The following is an 18,675-nucleotide window of genomic DNA, read 5'->3' as shown; positions in this document are numbered from 1 at the left end:
GATATACCCCTTTCGTTCGCTAAGGGTATTATTTTTTAACGACACGAATCTCTACCCCTATTTATACCTATTAGGGATTACAGCAATTTAAAAATAAATACGGGCGATATCCGGTAAATTAATATCGCCCGTATTAAGAGATGAATTACCTGTTCTCGGGTGAATTAAGCGGCCCCGGCTTACCGATCAAATAACCCTGTACCAGGTCACAGCCTAATTTTCGTAACGACTGCAACTGCGCTTCTGTTTCGACCCCTTCGGCCACGATACGCATATGCAGGCTTTTACCCATGCTGATAATCAGCCTGACGATATCGAGGTCATCTTTCTGGTCAGGAATATTAATGACAAAAGAGCGGTCGATTTTTATCTTATCAAAGGGGAAGTAGCTTAAGCGTGATAACGAAGAATAGCCGGTACCAAAATCATCAATGGAGATCTGTACCCCGAGCTCGCGCAGTTGGCTGAGGATCTCCAAAGAGCGGGTATTTTCGTTAAAGACGTCAGATTCGGTGATCTCCAGATCCAGACGATGCGGGTCAAGCCCGGTGCTTCTTAATATGGCCACCACGGTATCGGTCAGCGAGCTATTAATCAGCTGAATGGGCGATACGTTAACCGACACTTTTAGCGGCGACGACCAGCTGGCGGCCGCTTCGCAGGCGGTTCTCAACACCCATTCGCCCAATTGATTAATCAGCCCAATCTTCTCCGCGACCGGGATAAATTCGGTCGGCGGAACGCTGCCGCGCAGCGGATGGAACCAGCGCACCAGCGCTTCGTAGCCGTAGATTTCACCGTTCATGGTGTCGGCTATCGGCTGGTAGTAAACCCTGAACTCACCTTTGTTCAGCGCCTGGATGAGATCATCTTCGAAGGATTTATTCTCCTGCTGGCGCTGAAGCAACCCAGGGCGGTATACCTGGACTTTACCGGACCCCTCTTTTTTCGCTTCATACAGCGCCAGGTCGGCGCATTTATATAAATAGTCGGTGCGACTTTCCCCGTCAGAGATCACAATCCCGATACAGGCGCCAATCTGGATCAGCGTATCGTAAATCTGATATGGCTGACTGATCTTTTCCCGGATCGCCTCCGCCCGCTCCAGCGCCATTTCCTCGTTGAGATCGTGCGAAACCAGGGCAAACTCGTCCCCTCCCAACCGGTAGAGCGTTTCTGACGATTTGCGAAAAAAGGAGAGACGGCTGGCCAAATCCTGCAGTAGCTTATCCCCGGCATCGTGCCCCTGGGTATCGTTGACGTCCTTAAAATTATCCAGATCAAACAGCATGACGACCGCCGAGCCGTTATAGGGCCGAACCTGATTGACGACCTCCTGCAGACGTTGCCAGAAAGAGAGCCGGTTGGGCATACCCGTCAGCGAATCATGATAGGCATCGTACTGCAGCCGACGGTTCTGCACCTGAAGCTTCTCTTTTGAAGCCTGCAGATCGGTTGCCAGTAATTTCATCCGCACGTGGGCGCGACGCAGGGTGTTATTCTGCTTCAGCATCAACAGCCCAAGAGTGATACACAGGATAATCAGCAGAATAGAAATAGCCGAATAGATGTAATACAGGTTCTGTATTTTATCGTGGGTCAGATTAACAAGATTAAAATCCTGGGCGAGCGAAGTTGACGCAAGTGAGGTCAACGGCCCGTCGAGGGTGCTCATCTCCTGCAGCATCAGCTTCAGCTGCGCTGTCGACATGGTATCCAACTGCTTATCCAGCCGGTCCAAAATATCGATCAGGCGGTCTACTATCGCCTTACGGTGAGGATCTTTGCCGATAAACTTTCCCAAATCACCCTGCTGCAGCAGCGCGATCTGGCTCATCATAATTTCCAGGCGCAGGCGCACCTCGTCGTGATCGCTTCCCTTCACCTCCAGCCCCATCGCGCTTAGCCGCGCCTCGAGGCGCATGTACTCGGAGACTATCTGGGAAACTGACCACGAATCGGTATAACGCGTTAATTTTTGCAGCTCAATTTGCCTCTCATGCACCAGATAAGTAATGTAACCGGTCACAAGGAAGAGCAACAAAATAATGGCAGTGAGTATTCGATTCAAGATCAAACCCTTACTCAATTATAATCTTCGAAACCTGCCATGCCGAACGGGAATAATAAATCTGATTCTGCAATTCCGGGCTACTGTCGTAGGGATAAACAATAAATAAAGGCCCTTTATCGCGAATGCGCATATATTCGCCGTTCATTTTTAAAGCCAAAATTACCGGAAATTTATGAAAATCATCGATGGGGACGAGGGTAGTGTAATCGTTCAGCGCCAGCACCCGCGCCGACTTACCTTTGGCGCCAACTAAATCCATGAGTTTACTGAGGGAAATGCCGTCAAAGCGCACCTTTCCCGAGTACCACGGCGTGGTTGTGATCACCGTTTCCATCCCCAGTTTTTCTAATGCCGCGACATCAAAAACGGCGGTATCACCCTCATTCGTATTACTAATCAGGCCGGAAATAGTTAAAACGGGTTTGCCCACCGGCGCTGGCAGTTTTTCTGCAAAAGCGAAAGGGGAAACCATAACACAAAATAAAGCTGCAAAAATTAAACGCATTTAACTCACCCTTCCGAAATTGGAGACTTGTTAATTGTAAACCATTTAAGTCATTTCTTAAAAGGTGTCCCCATTGAGTTCAAAAATTAAAATTTAAAACAATAAGCGGACTCCGAAGCTCACATTCTGAACGCGTCGCAAGGACGTCCCGCGCCTGGTTAAGCAAACCCTTTATGCCTTTAAACGCGCAGAGAAGGTAAAAATCTTTTCTCTTAACCGTCCGCGCGGTAGTCTCAAGTCTGGCGCGGCTCCGAAAAGCGTCTCATTCCAATAATTAGAAACTCAGCAACAGGCAGGACAGGTATGGACTCAACGTTAATTTCTCAACGCCCCGGCAAGGAGGCATGCTCACTCAACCGCGCCCGCAGAGCGGCCTGGGGCAGCTTCGCCGGGGCCGTGGTCGACTGGTACGACTTTCTTCTCTACGGTATCACCGCCGCGCTGGTATTTAACCGGGAATTTTTCCCGCAAATCAGCCCGGCAATGGGGACCCTCGCCGCGTTTGCCACCTTCGGCGTCGGCTTCCTGTTCCGCCCTCTCGGCGGCATTATCTTTGGCCATTTTGGCGATCGACTCGGCCGCAAACGCATGCTGATGCTGACGGTGTGGATGATGGGGATCGCCACCGCCTGTATCGGTCTGCTTCCCTCCTTCAGCCAGATTGGCTGGTGGGCGCCGGTTCTGCTGGTCCTGCTGCGCGCCGTCCAGGGGTTTGCGGTGGGCGGTGAATGGGGCGGCGCGGCGCTGCTGGCGGTAGAGAGTGCGCCGAAAAATAAGAAAGCATTTTACAGCAGCGGCGTGCAGGTGGGCTACGGCGTCGGGCTGCTGCTCTCTACCGGGCTGGTATCGCTGATAAGCTCCTGCACCACCGATGAACAGTTCCTCAGTTGGGGCTGGCGTCTGCCGTTCCTGTTTAGCGTCGTGCTGGTGCTGGCGGCGCTCTGGATCCGTAACGGTATGGCGGAATCCGCCGAATTTGAACAGCAGCAGCGCGAACAGCAGCAGCAGCCAAAGAAAAAGCGTCTGCCGGTCGTGGAAGCGCTACTCCGCCATCCGGGCGCGTTCTTAATGATTATCGGTCTGCGCCTGTGCGAACTGCTAACCATGTATATCGTGACCGCCTTTGCGCTCAACTATTCGACGCAAAACCTCGGTCTGCCGCGCGAGCTGTTCCTGAATATTGGCTTGCTCGTCGGCGCCATCAGCTGCCTGACGATCCCCTGCTTCGCCTGGCTGGCGGACCGCTTCGGCCGACGCCGCGTCTATATCACCGGCGCCCTGATCGGTACCCTCAGCGGCTTCCCATTCTTTATGGCGCTCGAAAGCCAGTCTTACTTCTGGATCCTGTTTTTCGCGCTCATGCTGGCGAATATCGCGCACGACATGGTGGTTTGTGTACAGCAGCCGATGTTTACCGAAATGTTCGGCGCCAGCTATCGCTACAGCGGTGCCGGAGTGGGATATCAGGTCGCCAGCGTCGTCGGCGGCGGTTTTACGCCGTTTATCGCCGCCGCCCTGGTCACCTTATCCGGCGGCGCCTGGCACAGCGTCGCTATCTACTTGACCGCGGGCTGCCTGCTCTCCGCCCTCACGGCGATGCTGATGAAACCCAGCCGCCATGACGAAGAACATCTGTAAGGAGAAATGATGACTCAGGATCCCTGTTGGCCGCTGCGTTTTAACCACCAGCAGCTGCCGGTTCGTTACTGCGCAGACCCAACGCTGGCCGAGCAACCGCTGTTTGATCAGGCTCGCGACGGGGAAGCGGTGGCTCAGGTCTGGCAGGCCCCGCAGGGGTTTGTGGTGCCGGGAAGCTATCGGAAATTTGCTGAACTCCCGGCGACGAGCGAGCAGTTCGCCAGACGGGGATGGCCGGTCTGGCTGCGCCGCTCCGGCGGCGGGCTGGTGCCGCAGGGGCCGGGAATTGTTAATCTCAGCCTGGCCTGGCCGGTTTATCAGTCGCTGGGCGAAGCCGCAGAGCCGATTTATCTTTCCCTCTGCGCGCTGCTGCAGCGCACGCTGGCGGCTTTCGGGGTGACCAGCCACTTTCAGGCGGTCAAGGGTTCATTTTGCGATGGTCGCTATAATCTGGCCTGCGGCGAGGGCGGGGATGCGCGAAAAATAGCCGGCACGGCACAGTACTGGCGACCGATGGCCGAAGGTCAAGGCCATGTGGTTCTCGCGCACGCGGTGGTGTTGTTGGATGCCGACCTGGCAGCGGCTCACCGGGCAGCCAATGATTTTGAAGCCCGGCTCGGCAGCGGGCGGGTTTACCGCGCCGATAAAACCGTGACCCTGGCGGAGCTGATTTCAGACGGGGCCGATTTGCTGCCGCGCTTTCGCGAGGCGCTGGCGCAGCAGCTGGATAATATCAGCTGAAGGTCGCCTTCAGATAGCGGCTAAAGGTCTCTACCGCCCGCGATACGCGCGGCGTGTAGGGGCGAATGACGTAGAGACTTTCCGCAAACACATCCACCGACCGCCATCCCGGCAGCAGTTCCTGTACCAGCCCGCGTCCAATCGCCTCCCTGGCGCTAAAATCCGGCAGTAAGGCAATGCCCAGCCCTGCCAGCACCGCGTCGCGCAGGGATTCGCTGTTATTGGTGGCAAACGGCCCCTGCACCTTAACGCTCACCCGCTCATCGTTGCGCTCAAAGGTCCAGTGCGGGCTTTGCGGCCCGCGCGGGTAGGTCAGGCATTGATGCTGACGCAACGCGTCAGGCGAATCGGGACGGCCAAAGCGGCGAATATAGTCCGCCGAGGCGACCACCAGAGTGGTCGTACGGCACAGCGGCCAGGCCACGTGGGTCTCCGGCAGCAGCTCGCGACGACAGTGGCGAATGGCGAGGTCGAACCCCTCGCTGGCGAGTGACACCAGCCGATCGGTGACCTCCAGCTGAAGATGAAGTTGCGGATGCTGATGCAGAAAAGGGGTAATGGCCGGGACCAGCTGCTGACGTGAGAATGCCACCGGCGCGGTCAGGCGTAGGGTACCGCGTAGCGGGCCGCCTTCTTCGTCGCAGGTGCCGGTAAAGATCTCACGGATCTGCCCAAACGGCTCGTTCAGTTCCGCCACCAGCCGCAGGCCATCTTCGCTTAGGGTCACGTTGCGGGTGGTGCGGTGCACCAGCGTTTTCCCGGTGACCCGCTCCAGTTCACTAATTTTCTGGCTGATGGCGGATTTGCTGACCGCCAGCTTTTCCGCAGCGCGGGTATAGCTTTTTTGCTCCTCCAGCACCGTAAGCCAGTACAGATGGGTCCAGTAAATTTCCGGGCGTAACTCGCGCATATCGATTGTTCACAGAGAAAAACAATACGTTCAAATATAGCGGTTTTTGCCGTCATCAGCATTGGTTAGCATCACATTCACAGACCGTTAACCCGACAATAAGGATCATCTGCTATGCCATTACTGACGTTTGATATCATTGAAGGACGCAGCGAGAGCGAGATCAAAACCCTGCTGGATGCGGCACATCGCGCCGTGGTACGGGCGTTCAAGGTGCCAGAGCGCGACCGCTACCAGATTGTTCACGAAAACAAAGCTCACCATATGATTATTGAAGATACCGGGTTGGGGCTGACGCGAAGCCGGGACGTAGTGGTGGTGAGGGTTTATACCAGCCCGCGCAGCGAAGCGCAGAAGCAGCTTTTTTATGCCACTCTGCAGGCTGAGCTTGAGGAGCAGTGCGGGCTGAGCGGCGACGACCTGATGATCTCGCTCATCAGCAACCACAAAGGGGACTGGAGTTTTGGCCGCGGCGTGGCGCAGTACGTTACCGGCGAACTTTAGCCCTGGCGGCGATGCGGCTCGCCGCATCGCCCTGCGGGTGGTGGGAAAATCAGGATCGGCGGGCGCCGGCAATCCGCAGTCTGGCCTGTTGTTCTATATTTTCCAGCAGCTCCTGCACATCGTCTTCATCGATGTCGAGAAACTGGCCGTCCAGCAGGGCCGCGTGAATATCATCGCGGGTCACCGACAGGCCCAGCGGTACCGCTTTATCCTTCACCTCTTCCGCGGCCAGCGGGTGCGGGTAGCGTCGTCCGACCAGGTTGTTGAAGACGATAGCCAGCAGCGCCAGCATCAGGGAATTGAGTAATACCGGGGTCAGAACAAAGTGGTAGCCCTCGCTCTGTACCCCCGCCCCGCCGAGGATCGCCGTTAACGCCACCGCTCCGCCCGGCGGATGCAGGCAGCGCAGGAAGTACATACCGGCGATCGCCAGCCCTGCCGCCACCCCGCAGGCCAGCGCCAGGTTCGGGATCGCTATGCCCACGGTCACGCCGATCAGCGCCGAGAGCACGTTGCCGCCGACTATCGACCACGGCTGGGCCAGCGGGCTACTCGGGACGCCAAACAGCAGTACCGCCGAGGCGCCCATGGGGGCGATAAACCAGATATTAACCTCGCCCAACAGCCAGTGGCTGAACAAACTGGTCACCGCCAGGCCGGTCCCGGCGCCGATCGAGGCCAGAACAATATGTTTTCTGGCGACCGGTAAAGCGTGTGGCTTCAGGCGACCGAGAAAAATGCGGATCCGCGAAAAGAGCGATCCGGGTAATACGCTTAACATCCTGCTGCTCGCTTACGTCATCGTAAAAACTTATGCTTCATTTTCTTTTTTTAACCTTATTTTAACAACCATGTCTTTTTCGTGGCTTTTGGCCATTCATTTTGTGAATGTAAAAACGGCGCGCGCTACGTTAAAATCCCCTCACCTCTGGGTATCAGCATTCTATGGATTGAAGGTCAAACACGTTGAATAACAAAATAAAATTAGAGAAAGAAATCGCATGGGCCAGTCAGAATATGCCGCGCACCCTGCGTCAGGTCGCCGCCCTGCCCGATCTCAGCGAGGTGCGTCTGGCCTGCTGTATGCATCTCGATATGAAAATGATCCCGCTGGTGCAGGGGATCCTGGAGAAAGGCGCGAAGGTTTTTCTCACCACCTGTAACCCAACCACGGTACAGGATGAGGTTGTCGCCTGGCTGGTAGAACGCGGCGCGGAGGCCTGCGCATGGCGCGATATGAGCGACGCCGACTGGCAGCAGTCGTGGGAAAAAGCGATTGCCTGGCAGCCGACGCATCTGTGCGAAATGGGCGCGGATATTACTACCCTACTGCATCAGCGCGGGGAGTTTGGCAACGTTGTCGCCGGGCTTGAAGCGACAGGTTCGGGCGTGAGCCGTCTGGGCGATATTCGTCCTGGCTATCCGATTTTTAACTGGGATGATTTGCCGGTTAAGGAAGGCCTGCACAACCGTCATATGGTCGGCCTGACCGCGTGGCATACCTTTTTCCAGACGACCCACCTGACCCTGCATGAGAAAAAAGTGCTGGTCATCGGCTATGGTCTGGTCGGTCAGGGCGTCGCGGCGGCGGCGAAGGCGTTCGGCGGCCAGGTGATGGTAGCGGAAATCGACCCAGCACGGAGATTACAGGCGGCCTATGACGGCTGGCACGTCGTTGAATTACAGGAGGCTATCGCCTCGGCGGACGTGGTGGCCACGGCGACCGGCGGCAAAAAAGTCGTTAACCGCCAGGCGCTGGATAAGTCCAAAGATGGGGTGTTTATTCTCAACGTGGGTCACGTGGCGGAAGAGATTGATTGCGAGTACCTGCGCCAGTTCAGTCATGAAGAGGTCATGCCCTATATCAACGCTTACCGGATGGGCGATAAAACCGTTTATCTGATGGCGAACGGTTCGATGCTCAACCTGACCGCGGGCTTTGGCGATAGCCTGAACGCCTTTGACGTCACCCTGGCGGTGATGGCCAGCGGCATTCAGCATATTGTGACCGACGGCATGACGGCACCGGCGGACGTTTATCTCCTGCCGCAGAGCGTATGGCAAAAAGCGCTATAGGCATAAGTGCCGGATAATATCCCGGCACATTTCCCGCAGGCGGCGCGATGCGCCTGTCCGGGCTACCGGCACGTTGAGAGCTGTTACCCGTAGCCCGGCTAAGCGCAGTATCCGTAGCCCGGTCAGCGCAGCGCCACCGGGATGAAAACCAATCCTACAGCAGAGCCAGCAGAAATATGACTTCACCCAGCTCAATCGCCGCGCCTAGTGTGTCGCCGGTTTGCCCGCCCAGGGTACGCTTCAGCGCCTGACCTAACGCCCAGACCAGTACCAGCGTGATAAGCGCCGCCCGCAGACCGTTGACCCCGAGCAGCAGCGTCGCCAGCGCCAGGGCGATCCCCATGGTAATCAGCGACTGACGCAGCGTGATTTTGCCGATAAACAGATTACCCAGCCCCTCTTCGCGGGCGTAGCGCTGGCGATACATCAGCAGCACCGCCATACCTCGACCGATGGCGCAGGCGGCCGCCAGCGCGGCAAGCGCCGACGTACCGCGCAGCGCCACCTCGCTGACCACCAGCACTTTAGCCATCAGCACGAAAATCAGCGCCAGCCCGCCGTGAGTGCCCAGCCGACTGTCGCGCATAATTTCCAGCATCCGTTCGCGGCGGCGGGCGGAGAAGATGCCATCACAGGTATCCGCCAGCCCATCAAGATGGAAACCGCCGGTCAACAGCGCCAGCGCCAGCACGCCGAGCAGCGCGGCAAGCGGGCCGCCGCACCACGGCTGGAGCAGCATCACGACGGCGCCGGCAATCGCCCCCAGCAGCAGGCCGACAAAGGGGAAAGTAACAATACTGCGTTGATATTGTTCAATTTCCAGCCCCTGGGATAAACGCGCCGGGACCGGCAGGCGGCTGATAAACGATAATGCGGCAAAAAAAGACTTAATCATTGAGAGAGGACTCCTGTCGATAAACCCAGCGGCCAGCGGTTATGCACCTCCGCCGCCGGCCGTAACCTGACTTGTACGCGCGGCTTTAGCGCGGCCGCGTTCTTCCAGCCGCCAGTGGGCAAGCCGGGTATCACGGTGGTGTTGAATGCGCGCAGCGATTTGATTGTCGGATATCCGGGAGGTAGCGATGTAGATCGCCGAAACGAAAGAGTTGAGTAAAGATTCGGCGTCGCGGCGTTGGCCGCTAAGCGCGTCGCCGGTCATCAGTATCATCGCGGCGGCACCTGTTGCAGGGACAGCATGAGATAAACCCTTCCGATATCAATATGTTTACCGCGGAAGTATACCAAATTCCTGGGGAAAGATTCAGCGTTGCAGAGGCTGTTTTGCGAAGGATTTGCGAGATGGCGCAAGAGAAAGAAGAGGAGCTCCGGCAGCGAGCGCCGCCGGAGCGCTTAAACGGGCATTACTCGGCAGATTTATCTTCTACTTTCGCTTCGCCCATTGCTTTCAGCTTTTTAGAGATGTCGCGACGTTCTTTGGAGATCTCGGCGTTTTTGATGATGTAATCGTCAACGCGATCTTCGTAATCGCTCTTCATGCTGGCAATGATGCCCTGAATAGCTTCAACGCTCATGCCCGGCTTAATGTAGTCGCTCAGGTTGTCCAGCAGCAGGACGCGCTTCTGGTTATCACGGATCTTTTTCTCAACGTCCTGAATTTCACGCTGCAGTTTGTTCTTACGACGGTACAGGCGAACAAACTCCAGTACGTCCTGGAAAGAAGGCTTAGTTGTTTCCATTTTTATACCCCTAATATTTGAGATTCGGATTCGCTAAAGCGACTGCTACATAGGGCTAACATAACTGTTAGCAGCCGCTGATGACAATGTTTTTTCCTTTGCCGTTATCATAACCCTAAACGCTGCTGAATCGAAGCAAGCGATGGAAAAACCACGCGAGTCTGGTCTTTATTTACGCAATGCCCGGCAGATTAAATGCGACAGCAGTTCAAGCTGGCGCGCCAGCTCGATAGTTAACCACACATAACCATGAATAGGCGTTTCGGAGAAATTGTCGTCCTGCTGCTCTTTGATGAGCTGGCGCAGTTCGGCAACGATTTCGTTGAGCTTTTCATTGTTGGCCAGGATCGGCTGCGGGTTGCCCTCATACAGGGCGTGGGCGATAGTCAGCAGCGTTTGCTGAGTCATCTGCTGGGTTTCGCGCAGCGTATGGGCATTAAGCATCACGAAGTGGCCGGGACGCGACGCCCAGTAAGCGTTGATTTGCAGCTCCAGCATGCACACCAGGTTACGGCTAACGGTCTGGATCGCCTCAAAGATGGCTTTCTGGATATGCGTCTCTTTGCTGGCGGGCGTAATCAATCCGCGCATTTTCACCACGTCGTTGAGGACCTTTTGCAGGTGCTTTTCCAGACGCGGACGCTCGACCAGGTTCGGCGAGAAGCCGGCCTGATAAAGCCGATTGAAGGCGGTGACGTAGTTGGCCATCTGGATGCGCCAGTGCAGAAAGGCTCGCTGCGGCCAGATACCGGTGAACAGCATCGCCAGCAGGGAACCGAAGATAACGTCGCCGCTTCGCCACAGCGCGGTTGTCATATCGCCCGGCGGCGCGCCGACAACCACCGCCAGGGTGATACCAATCAGCAGCGCCTGGTAAGGCTTTTTGCCCAGCGCCAGCCAGCCGCACAGGAACATCGCCACCGCGCACCACAGCAGCATGATAGGCAGCGAGATGAGCTCCAGCTTAAGCGCCACCAGCCCGAGCGCCGAGCCGAGGATCGTGCCGCCGATGCGTTCAAACGCGCGCGGTACGACGTTTCCCCAGAAGGAGATTGGCCCCATCACCACAACCAGGGTGATAAGAGGCCAGGTGCCTTCAGGAACGTTAAGCAGGCGCACCAGCACAAAGGTGAGCACAAAGGCCAATGCTATTCGCACGCCATGGACGATGCGGTAATGGCGATACAGCCGAATTTCAAATGGCTTAAGTGATTTATCCGCGCGCACAACCTACTCCGACACAACGAAAAGGCCAATTGTAACTGCTTTTTCGCCGCAAGCATCACGCGAATGTAATAAACCTTGTCCAGCGAAGGGACAATGTTCGATTTACTTCACCGCAGGCTCAACCGCGATATACATATCAATATCCCAGTAGCCGTCCTGGTTACCATCGTTAAGATAGACTTCAAAGCAGGGTTTCATCGCCATCTGGTGCGTTTTGCTTTGCATCAGGCTCTCGAAGAACTGATACCACGGCGTTGCAAAGTCATAATTCTCGACTCTGGCACGAGCAACCGCGTACTCTCCGCCGGCGATATCGGTCATCATCACGCCTTCGCTGTTGGCGGGGATTGAGTAGTCTTCCGCCACCGTGACGGCGGTCGCGCAGCGCAGCTTTTCCGCCGGGACCTCATCAGGATTGTCGTAGTAAACGGCCACCCACTCCTGCGCCGGAACCTGGCAGTTATCAACCCACATCATTAGCTGTTCAAACCCCTGTTTAACCGTCTGCTCCCAGGGCCCGACCAGATGAAACCCGGCAATTTTCCTCTTGCCCACGGACTTAACGTTATATTCCATGCTGCCTCCACCGTTGATAAAATACTGTATATATATACACATAAATTAGCAGTACTATCAGCCATAGTATGTGCGGCAATTCACAAATCCGCGCGGCAAGAAGAGTAAAAAACCACCGCCATCCGGTTATAAACTGAACGGCAGCTCAACGCCGATGCTGGCCCCGACATCGTCGCTGGCGCTGTGGTTAGCGTCGGTGTACCACACGGAGGTATTCAGGCGTACCGTCGGCATGACATCGCCGCTCCAGCCCAGCTGTACGCCCTTCAGCGTATCGGCGCGCGGGAAGGCTTTATTGATTCGCTGGTTCTTCGGATTGACCTCAGCGTAGACCAGACGCGCACTCCAGCGCTGATTCTCTTCGGTTACCAGCTCCACCTTACCGGCATACAGACGCCCATCGCCGCCCATCGCGTCGCCCAGCGGATAGCCCTGCTGGTAGTAGCCGTCTTTATAGATGAAGTGGTTATAGATGTAGTTGGTGCGCCTCATGTTCGAACGGGTATCGTGGGCTTCCAGATACCAGTTAACCGCATTGCTGTTCCACTGGTGATGCCCTTCCACGCCGCCAAGATAGAGATGCGCCGAGGGTAAATATCCGGCTTCGTCCTCGCCGATCATCTGGCCGTAAATGCTCACCGGCCAGCCGAGTGTGGGCGCCAGCTTCAGCTTAAAATCAAAACCGGCCAGCTGGTTGCCGGGATCGTCGGCCGATTCGCCGGTGTTGTCATTGCCTGTCAGACCATCCCAGAAGCTGCTGAATGATGAAGGTCGCCCTTCGCCGCCCCACTGCATGATGCGCGAAGCCCCCAGTTCCAGCGAGGAGATTGGTGAAAAAGTCAGGCGACCACCGAAGATTTTGGTATGCGGTACGGCGGCATACTGGCTCATCTGGCTGGCGGAAAGCTGATACTGCCAGGGGCCAATCCAGCTCAGCCAGGAGGTTTCCGGCGCGCGCTGTTCGGCACGCTGCAGCAGAAAACCGGTCATCGGTCGCGCGGCATCGGAGCGAATCAGGCTGCCCTCGTAGCCCGGCCCCCACCACTGTGGAATTTGCCCGAACGCCAGCCACTGGTTCCACAGCTTTACCGCGCCGTATGCCCCGTTGGCGTTCACGTTCGAACCGTTACTGATACGCTTGTCGCCTTCAACATTGCCCTGTAGGTGCAGATCCCACCATTCGCCGCTGTTGTTCAGGGCGAGAGAAAGCGACTGGTCGGCGGGATAGGACTGGGCAAACCCCTGCGGCGTGCCCGGCTTGTCGGTTGCGCTGTAGCCGGTGACGCGGACATCGGCTTTCAGCGCGCTTAATCGCTGATTCACCCGGTTCAACACGACCCGCTCTGCTGAGGTTGTCGGATGGGCATTGGCCAGCGCGCGGTTAATCTCCTCTTCGCTCAGAGGCCAGGTCGACAGGCTTAACGCGAGGGTTCCACGGTCGGATAACCAGGCTAAATCATTGCGAAATTCGTTATCGGCCAGAACGAGGCCAGAGGCAAAACTGGAGGTGCTAAAAACGGCGATAAGTCCCAGAGAAAGCGCACTACGCGCAAAATATTTCATCTTCCCAGCTCCATTTATGGCGCAGAAACGCCAGGCTTTTTCCTGAAGGGTGACCGGGTAAGGTAATGGAGTGAAAGTAAACGAAGCGCCAACCGAAGCAGTATAATAATCAAACAGCTACGAAATGCCGCTCCGGGCGGAGCGGCGGGACAGTTACAGTTTTTGATGCAGGTAATCGCTAAAGCGCGACAGCATGCCGCCCTTGCCAACGCTTTCCAGCGTCACCAGCGGCCAGTGGGCCACCACTTTATCACCATCGTAAAGGGAGATTTCGCCCACCCGCTGGTGGGCGGCAATCGGCGCTTCCAGCACTTTGTTATCCAGCACGTATTTGGCCTTAATGCGCGCGACTTCCGGCTTCGGCAGCGCTAGCCAGAAGTCCTGATCGGTCCCCAGCTTAATCTGCTCTTTATCGCCATACCAGATTCGCTCAACGCCGACCTGCTTGCCGTCCTGCAGGACCTGGACGGTATCGAAGTTTTGCTGCCCCCAGTGCAGCAGCTTCGCCGCCTGCTGTTCACGCCCTTTCGGGCTGTCGGCGCCCATCACCACCGCAATCAGCCGGCGCTGGCCGTCCACCGCGGAGGCAATCAGGTTGAAGCCGGCGCCCGAGGTGTGGCCGGTCTTCAGACCATCGACGTTCATGGTCTTATCCCACAGCAGACCGTTGCGGTTCTGCTGGGTAATGCCATTCCAGGTCAGGCTCTTCTGGCTGTACATATGGTAGACGTCCGGTTCGCCGTGAATAATCGCCCGCGAGAGCACGGCGAGATCGTAGGCCGAACTGTGCTGACCCGGCGCATCCAGACCGTGGACGGTTTCAAAATGGGTATCCTGCAAATGCAGTTTTTCCACGTAGCTGTTCATCAGCGCGACGAACTGGGGCTGGCCGCCGGCGACGTAGTCCGCCAGCGCCACGCAGGCATCGTTGCCGGAGTCAACGATCAGTCCGCGGCTTAAGTCGCGTACGCTGACCCGATCGCCGGGCTTAAGGAACATCAGCGAAGAACCCTTAAAGACCGGGTTACCCTGCGCCCAGGCGTCTTTACCGACGGTGACGATATCGTCAAAGGTGATGCGGTGGCTGTCGATGGCGCGATCGACCACGTAGCCGGTCATCAGTTTGGTCAGGCTGGCTGGATTGCGCTGCTGATGCTCGTTACCGGCGGTCAGGATCTGACCGGTGGTGTAATCCATCAGCACCCAGGAACCGGCCTGAATAGAAGGAGGCGTCACGTTGACGGGAAAATCATTGGCGGCAAATGCGCAGGAAACGCTCGCAGCGAGCAAAGATACAGCAATAAACAAACGGCCTTTCAACGGCATATCCTCTAAATTGACAGATTCGCCGTCCTTTTTACGGAACTTCTCGTTTCAAATCAGGGTTTAATTGCAAGAAAATATGACATCGCCGACGCAGGACAAAGGGGATACCCTTCTGATGGCCCGGTAAATCGTTTACCATGATGGCTGCTCGCCACCAGGGATAATGAACAGATTATGCAAGATCGCGCCAACCAGCCCGGATTTTTGTTCCACGATTACGAGACCTTCGGCACCAGTCCTTCGCTCGACCGACCGTCGCAGTTTGCCGCCATCCGTACCGATGAAGACCTGAATATCGTCGGTGAACCTGAAGTGTTCTACTGCAGGATCGCCGATGACTATCTGCCGCAGCCGCAGGCGGTCATGGTCACCGGGATAACGCCGCAGGAGGCGAACGCCAAGGGCGACAGCGAAGCCGCCTTTGCCCGTCGCGTTCACGATCTGTTCACGGTGCCAAAAACCTGCATCGTCGGCTACAACAACGTGCGCTTCGATGACGAAGTGACGCGCAATATCTTTTATCGCAATTTTTACGATCCTTACGCCTGGAGCTGGCAACACGACAACTCCCGTTGGGATCTGCTGGATGTGATGCGCGCCTGCTACGCGCTGCGCCCGGAAGGGATCAACTGGCCGGAAAACGAAGAGGGCTTACCGAGCTTCCGCCTCGAGCATCTGACCGTCGCCAACGGCATTGAGCACAGCAACGCCCACGACGCGATGGCCGACGTTTACGCCACCATCGCGATGGCAAAGCTGGTGAAAACCCAGCAGCCGCGCCTGTTTGACTATCTATATACCTATCGCAACAAACGCAAGCTGGCGACGCTGATCGACGTGCCGCAAATCAAACCGCTGGTGCATGTTTCCGGCATGTTTGGCGCGGCGCGCGGCAACACCAGCCTGGTGGCCCCGCTGGCGTGGCACCCTGACAACCGTAACGCGGTGATTATGGTCGACCTGGCCGGAGATATCGCTCCCCTGCTGGATCTGGATGCCGACACCCTGCGCGAGCGGCTGTATACGCCGAAAAGCGAGCTGGGCGACCTGCCCGCGGTGCCGATTAAGCTGGTTCACCTCAATAAATGCCCGGTGCTGGCGCAGCAAAACACTCTGCGTCCGCAGGATGCCGACCGGCTGGGCATCAATATCCAGCGCTGTCTGGATAACGCCCAGCTGCTGCGGGCCAATCCACAGGTGCGCGAAAAAGTGGTGGCGATTTTTGCCGAAGCGGAGCCATTTGTGCCTTCCGATAACGTCGATGCCCAGCTGTATAACGGCTTTTTCAGCGATGCCGATCGCGCGGCAATGAAAATCGTGCTTGAGACCGAGCCGCATAACCTGCCGGCGCTGGATATTACCTTCGCCGATAAGCGTATTGAGCGTCTGCTTTTCAACTATCGCGCGCGCAACTATCCCGGTACGCTCGATGAAGCCGAGCAGCAGCGCTGGTTAGAACACCGTCGTGAGGTGTTTACGCCAGAGTTTTTACAGGCCTATGCCGATGAGCTGCAGATGCTGTATCAACAGTATGCGGATGATAAAGAAAAGCTGGCGCAGCTGAAGGCGCTGTGGCAGTACGCGCAGGATATTGTTTAATTGGAGGAAATTCCCGGGTTGCGGCTAACACCCTACCCGGGCTACAAACGATGGCAGGACTCGTAGCCCGGGTAAGACAGCTCGCGTCGCACCCGGGAATGTTGCTTAGCCTTTGGCGCGGCTGGCGATAATCGCCTCAGCCACGTTGCGCGGGGCTTCCGCGTAGTGGTGGAACTCCATGCTGTAGGTCGCCCGGCCCTGGGACATTGAACGCAGCGTGGTGGAATAGCCAAACATCTCGGCCAGCGGCACGTCGGCGCGAATAATCTGGCTGCCGAAGCGCTCTTCCATCCCCTGCACCATTCCGCGACGGGAGGAGAGATCGCCCATAATATTCCCGGCATACTCTTCCGGGGTCTCCACTTCCACGTGCATCACCGGTTCAAGAATTACCGGGTCGGCCCTGCGCGCCCCTTCCTTGAAGCCAAATATCGCCGCCATCCGGAAAGCCATCTCCGAGGAGTCGACGTCATGATACGAACCAAACGTCAGTGTCGCCTTGATATCCACCACCGGATAGCCCGCCAGCACGCCAGCGCCCATCGCTTCGCGCAGCCCTTTTTCCACTGAAGGGATGTACTCGCGCGGCACCACGCCGCCTTTGGTCGCGTCTTCAAACACGAAACCGCTTCCCGGCTCCAGCGGTTCAAGGGTCAACACCACGTGGCCGTACTGCCCTTTCCCGCCGGACTGGCGGACAAACTTGCCTTCCACCTCTTTGACCGTTTTGCGGATCGTCTCGCGATAGGTCACCTGCGGACGCCCGATATTCGCCTCAACGCCAAACTCGCGCTTCATGCGGTCGACGATAATCTCCAGATGCAGCTCGCCCATCCCGGAAATGATCGTCTGGCCGGACTCCTCGTCAGTATGCAGACGAAACGACGGATCTTCCGCCGCCAGCCGCTGCAGAGCGATACCCATTTTCTCCTGATCGGCTTTGGTTTTCGGTTCAATCGCCAGTGAAATCACCGGCTCCGGAAACTCCATCCGTTCGAGGGTAATCACCGCATCCGGGTCGCACAGCGTGTCGCCGGTAGTGACATCCTTCAGGCCGACGCAGGCGGCAATATCCCCGGCGTGCAGTTCGTCCACCTCATGGCGATCGTTGGCCTGCATCAGCACGATGCGTCCGATGCGTTCTTTCTTACCTTTCACCGGATTCCACACCGCATCGCCTTTTTTCAACGTCCCGGAATAGACGCGGATAAAGGTTAACTGTCCGACATAGGGGTCGGTCATCAGCTTGAAGGCCAGCGCCGAGAACGGTTCGTCGTCGCTCGGGTGACGTTCCGCTGACTGCCCTTTCTCATCCACGCCCTGAATAGCCGGGATATCCAGCGGCGACGGCATCAGCTCAACCACCGCATCAAGCATCCGCTGCACGCCTTTGTTTTTAAACGCGCTACCGCACAGCACCGCCTGGATTTCGCCCTTCACCGTGCGCTGGCGCAGTCCGGCAACGATTTCCGCCTCGCTCAACTCGCTGGTTTCGAGATACTTATCCATCAGTTCGTCGCTGGCTTCGGCCGCCGCCGAGACCATTTTCTCCCGCCACAGCCGGGCGGTTTCCATGAGATCGTCAGGCACCGGGGCATAGCTGAAGGTCATCCCCTGGGTGGCGTCGTCCCACAAAATAGCGCGCATTTTGATGAGATCCACCACCCCGGTAAAGTGCTCTTCGGCGCCAACCGGGATCACAATCGGTACCGGATTGGCCTTCAGGCGATCGGTCATCATCTGCACCACGCGGAAAAAATCCGCGCCGGGGCGGTCCATCTTGTTGACGAAGGCCAGCCGCGGAACGTGGTATTTATTCGCCTGCCGCCAGACGGTTTCCGACTGCGGCTGCACGCCGCCGACGGAGTCGTAAACCATCACCGCGCCGTCCAGTACGCGCATAGAACGTTCCACTTCGATGGTGAAATCCACGTGCCCGGGGGTATCGATGATGTTTATCCTGTGCGGCTCAAAGCTGCGGTCCATGCCGGGCCAGAAGCAGCTCACCGCCGCAGAGGTAATGGTGATCCCGCGCTCCTGCTCCTGCGCCATCCAGTCGGTGGTTGCCGCGCCATCGTGTACTTCCCCCAGCTTGTGGCTCATCCCGGTATAAAACAGGATGCGCTCGGTGGTGGTGGTTTTGCCGGCATCGATATGCGCGGAGATACCGATGTTGCGATAACGTTCGAGGGGGATGGGTCGGGGCATGATGCGTCCTTAGTCATTTTGACTGTCAGCA

17 protein-coding genes are annotated in these 18,675 nt (G+C 57.0%); 5 read left to right on the top strand and 12 right to left on the bottom strand.

The genetic code is table 11. The annotated features are described in order from the left end of the window. Positions 1-145: 145 nt before the first annotated feature. Entirely contained in the window at positions 146-2,071 is a 1,926-nt protein-coding gene (locus K7H21_RS09690; protein ID WP_004122317.1) for a putative bifunctional diguanylate cyclase/phosphodiesterase, read from the bottom strand. A 10-nt stretch (positions 2,072-2,081) separates the two neighbouring features. Continuing rightward, positions 2,082-2,579, bottom strand: coding sequence for a putative pterin-binding protein (locus tag K7H21_RS09685; protein WP_004122319.1), 498 nt, complete (start codon positions 2,577-2,579; stop codon positions 2,082-2,084). Between the two features lie 303 nt (positions 2,580-2,882). On the opposite strand from K7H21_RS09685, the gene shiA reads away from it, so the two are divergent. Then, the gene (gene shiA, locus K7H21_RS09680; RefSeq protein WP_004122334.1) at positions 2,883-4,217 is read left to right on the top strand and encodes a shikimate transporter; all 1,335 of its coding nucleotides are present in this window, start codon (positions 2,883-2,885) and stop codon (positions 4,215-4,217) included. 9 nt (positions 4,218-4,226) lie between these two features. Continuing rightward, complete coding sequence (locus tag K7H21_RS09675; RefSeq protein ID WP_223035886.1) at positions 4,227-4,958, top strand: lipoyl protein ligase domain-containing protein; 732 nt, start codon at positions 4,227-4,229, stop codon at positions 4,956-4,958. Here the strand turns inward: K7H21_RS09675 and K7H21_RS09670 are convergent. Further along, positions 4,951-5,868 carry a LysR family transcriptional regulator gene (locus tag K7H21_RS09670; RefSeq protein ID WP_004122339.1) on the bottom strand — a complete coding sequence of 306 codons (918 nt, stop codon included), beginning with the start codon at positions 5,866-5,868 and terminating at the stop codon, positions 4,951-4,953. The two genes, K7H21_RS09675 and K7H21_RS09670, sit on opposite strands and share 8 nt — an antisense overlap. Before the next feature lie 114 nt (positions 5,869-5,982). Between K7H21_RS09670 and K7H21_RS09665 the strand changes: the two genes are divergently transcribed. Beyond that, positions 5,983-6,372 carry a tautomerase family protein gene (locus K7H21_RS09665; RefSeq protein ID WP_004122342.1) on the top strand — a complete coding sequence of 130 codons (390 nt, stop codon included), beginning with the start codon at positions 5,983-5,985 and terminating at the stop codon, positions 6,370-6,372. 49 nt (positions 6,373-6,421) lie between these two features. On the opposite strand, the gene K7H21_RS09660 is transcribed toward K7H21_RS09665, so the two are convergent. Continuing rightward, positions 6,422-7,153, bottom strand: coding sequence for an HPP family protein (locus K7H21_RS09660; RefSeq protein WP_004122344.1), 732 nt, complete (start codon positions 7,151-7,153; stop codon positions 6,422-6,424). Between the two features lie 185 nt (positions 7,154-7,338). Between K7H21_RS09660 and K7H21_RS09655 the strand changes: the two genes are divergently transcribed. Beyond that, positions 7,339-8,448: an adenosylhomocysteinase gene (locus K7H21_RS09655; protein ID WP_087829196.1), complete on the top strand. Its 1,110-nt coding sequence runs from the start codon at positions 7,339-7,341 to the stop codon at positions 8,446-8,448. 154 nt (positions 8,449-8,602) lie between these two features. Here K7H21_RS09655 and cobS read toward each other — a convergent pair whose 3' ends face one another. The 7 genes from cobS to dacD all read right to left on the bottom strand — a co-directional run bounded on the left by cobS (position 8,603) and on the right by dacD (position 14,831). Then, positions 8,603-9,343, bottom strand: a complete 741-nt coding sequence (cobS, locus tag K7H21_RS09650; protein ID WP_004122352.1) for an adenosylcobinamide-GDP ribazoletransferase — start codon at positions 9,341-9,343, stop codon at positions 8,603-8,605. A gap of 39 nt (positions 9,344-9,382) precedes the next feature. Further along, the gene (locus K7H21_RS09645; RefSeq protein ID WP_004122355.1) at positions 9,383-9,616 is read right to left on the bottom strand and encodes a bifunctional adenosylcobinamide kinase/adenosylcobinamide-phosphate guanylyltransferase; all 234 of its coding nucleotides are present in this window, start codon (positions 9,614-9,616) and stop codon (positions 9,383-9,385) included. A gap of 193 nt (positions 9,617-9,809) precedes the next feature. Next, entirely contained in the window at positions 9,810-10,145 is a 336-nt protein-coding gene (locus K7H21_RS09640; RefSeq protein ID WP_004103624.1) for a DUF496 family protein, read from the bottom strand. Between the two features lie 168 nt (positions 10,146-10,313). Further along, the gene (locus tag K7H21_RS09635) at positions 10,314-11,372 is read right to left on the bottom strand and encodes an FUSC family protein (protein WP_004122357.1); all 1,059 of its coding nucleotides are present in this window, start codon (positions 11,370-11,372) and stop codon (positions 10,314-10,316) included. Positions 11,373-11,474: 102 nt separating this feature from the next. Then, on the bottom strand, positions 11,475-11,948 hold the full coding sequence (sbmC, locus tag K7H21_RS09630; RefSeq protein WP_004122359.1) for a DNA gyrase inhibitor SbmC: 474 nt from the start codon (positions 11,946-11,948) through the stop codon (positions 11,475-11,477). A gap of 126 nt (positions 11,949-12,074) precedes the next feature. Then, positions 12,075-13,511: a capsule assembly Wzi family protein gene (locus K7H21_RS09625; RefSeq protein ID WP_223035745.1), complete on the bottom strand. Its 1,437-nt coding sequence runs from the start codon at positions 13,509-13,511 to the stop codon at positions 12,075-12,077. A gap of 153 nt (positions 13,512-13,664) precedes the next feature. Further along, positions 13,665-14,831, bottom strand: a complete 1,167-nt coding sequence (gene dacD, locus K7H21_RS09620) for a serine-type D-Ala-D-Ala carboxypeptidase DacD (protein ID WP_004122363.1) — start codon at positions 14,829-14,831, stop codon at positions 13,665-13,667. Between the two features lie 180 nt (positions 14,832-15,011). Between dacD and sbcB the strand changes: the two genes are divergently transcribed. Continuing rightward, positions 15,012-16,436: an exodeoxyribonuclease I gene (gene sbcB, locus K7H21_RS09615; protein WP_004122367.1), complete on the top strand. Its 1,425-nt coding sequence runs from the start codon at positions 15,012-15,014 to the stop codon at positions 16,434-16,436. A 105-nt stretch (positions 16,437-16,541) separates the two neighbouring features. On the opposite strand, the gene fusA is transcribed toward sbcB, so the two are convergent. Beyond that, entirely contained in the window at positions 16,542-18,644 is a 2,103-nt protein-coding gene (gene fusA / locus K7H21_RS09610) for an elongation factor G (protein ID WP_049112948.1), read from the bottom strand. Positions 18,645-18,675: the final 31 nt, after the last annotated feature.

The organism is Klebsiella sp. CTHL.F3a, from assembly GCF_019890895.1.
Classification (GTDB): domain Bacteria; phylum Pseudomonadota; class Gammaproteobacteria; order Enterobacterales; family Enterobacteriaceae; genus Klebsiella; species Klebsiella grimontii.
This window is presented reverse-complemented; position numbering and strand designations above follow the sequence as displayed.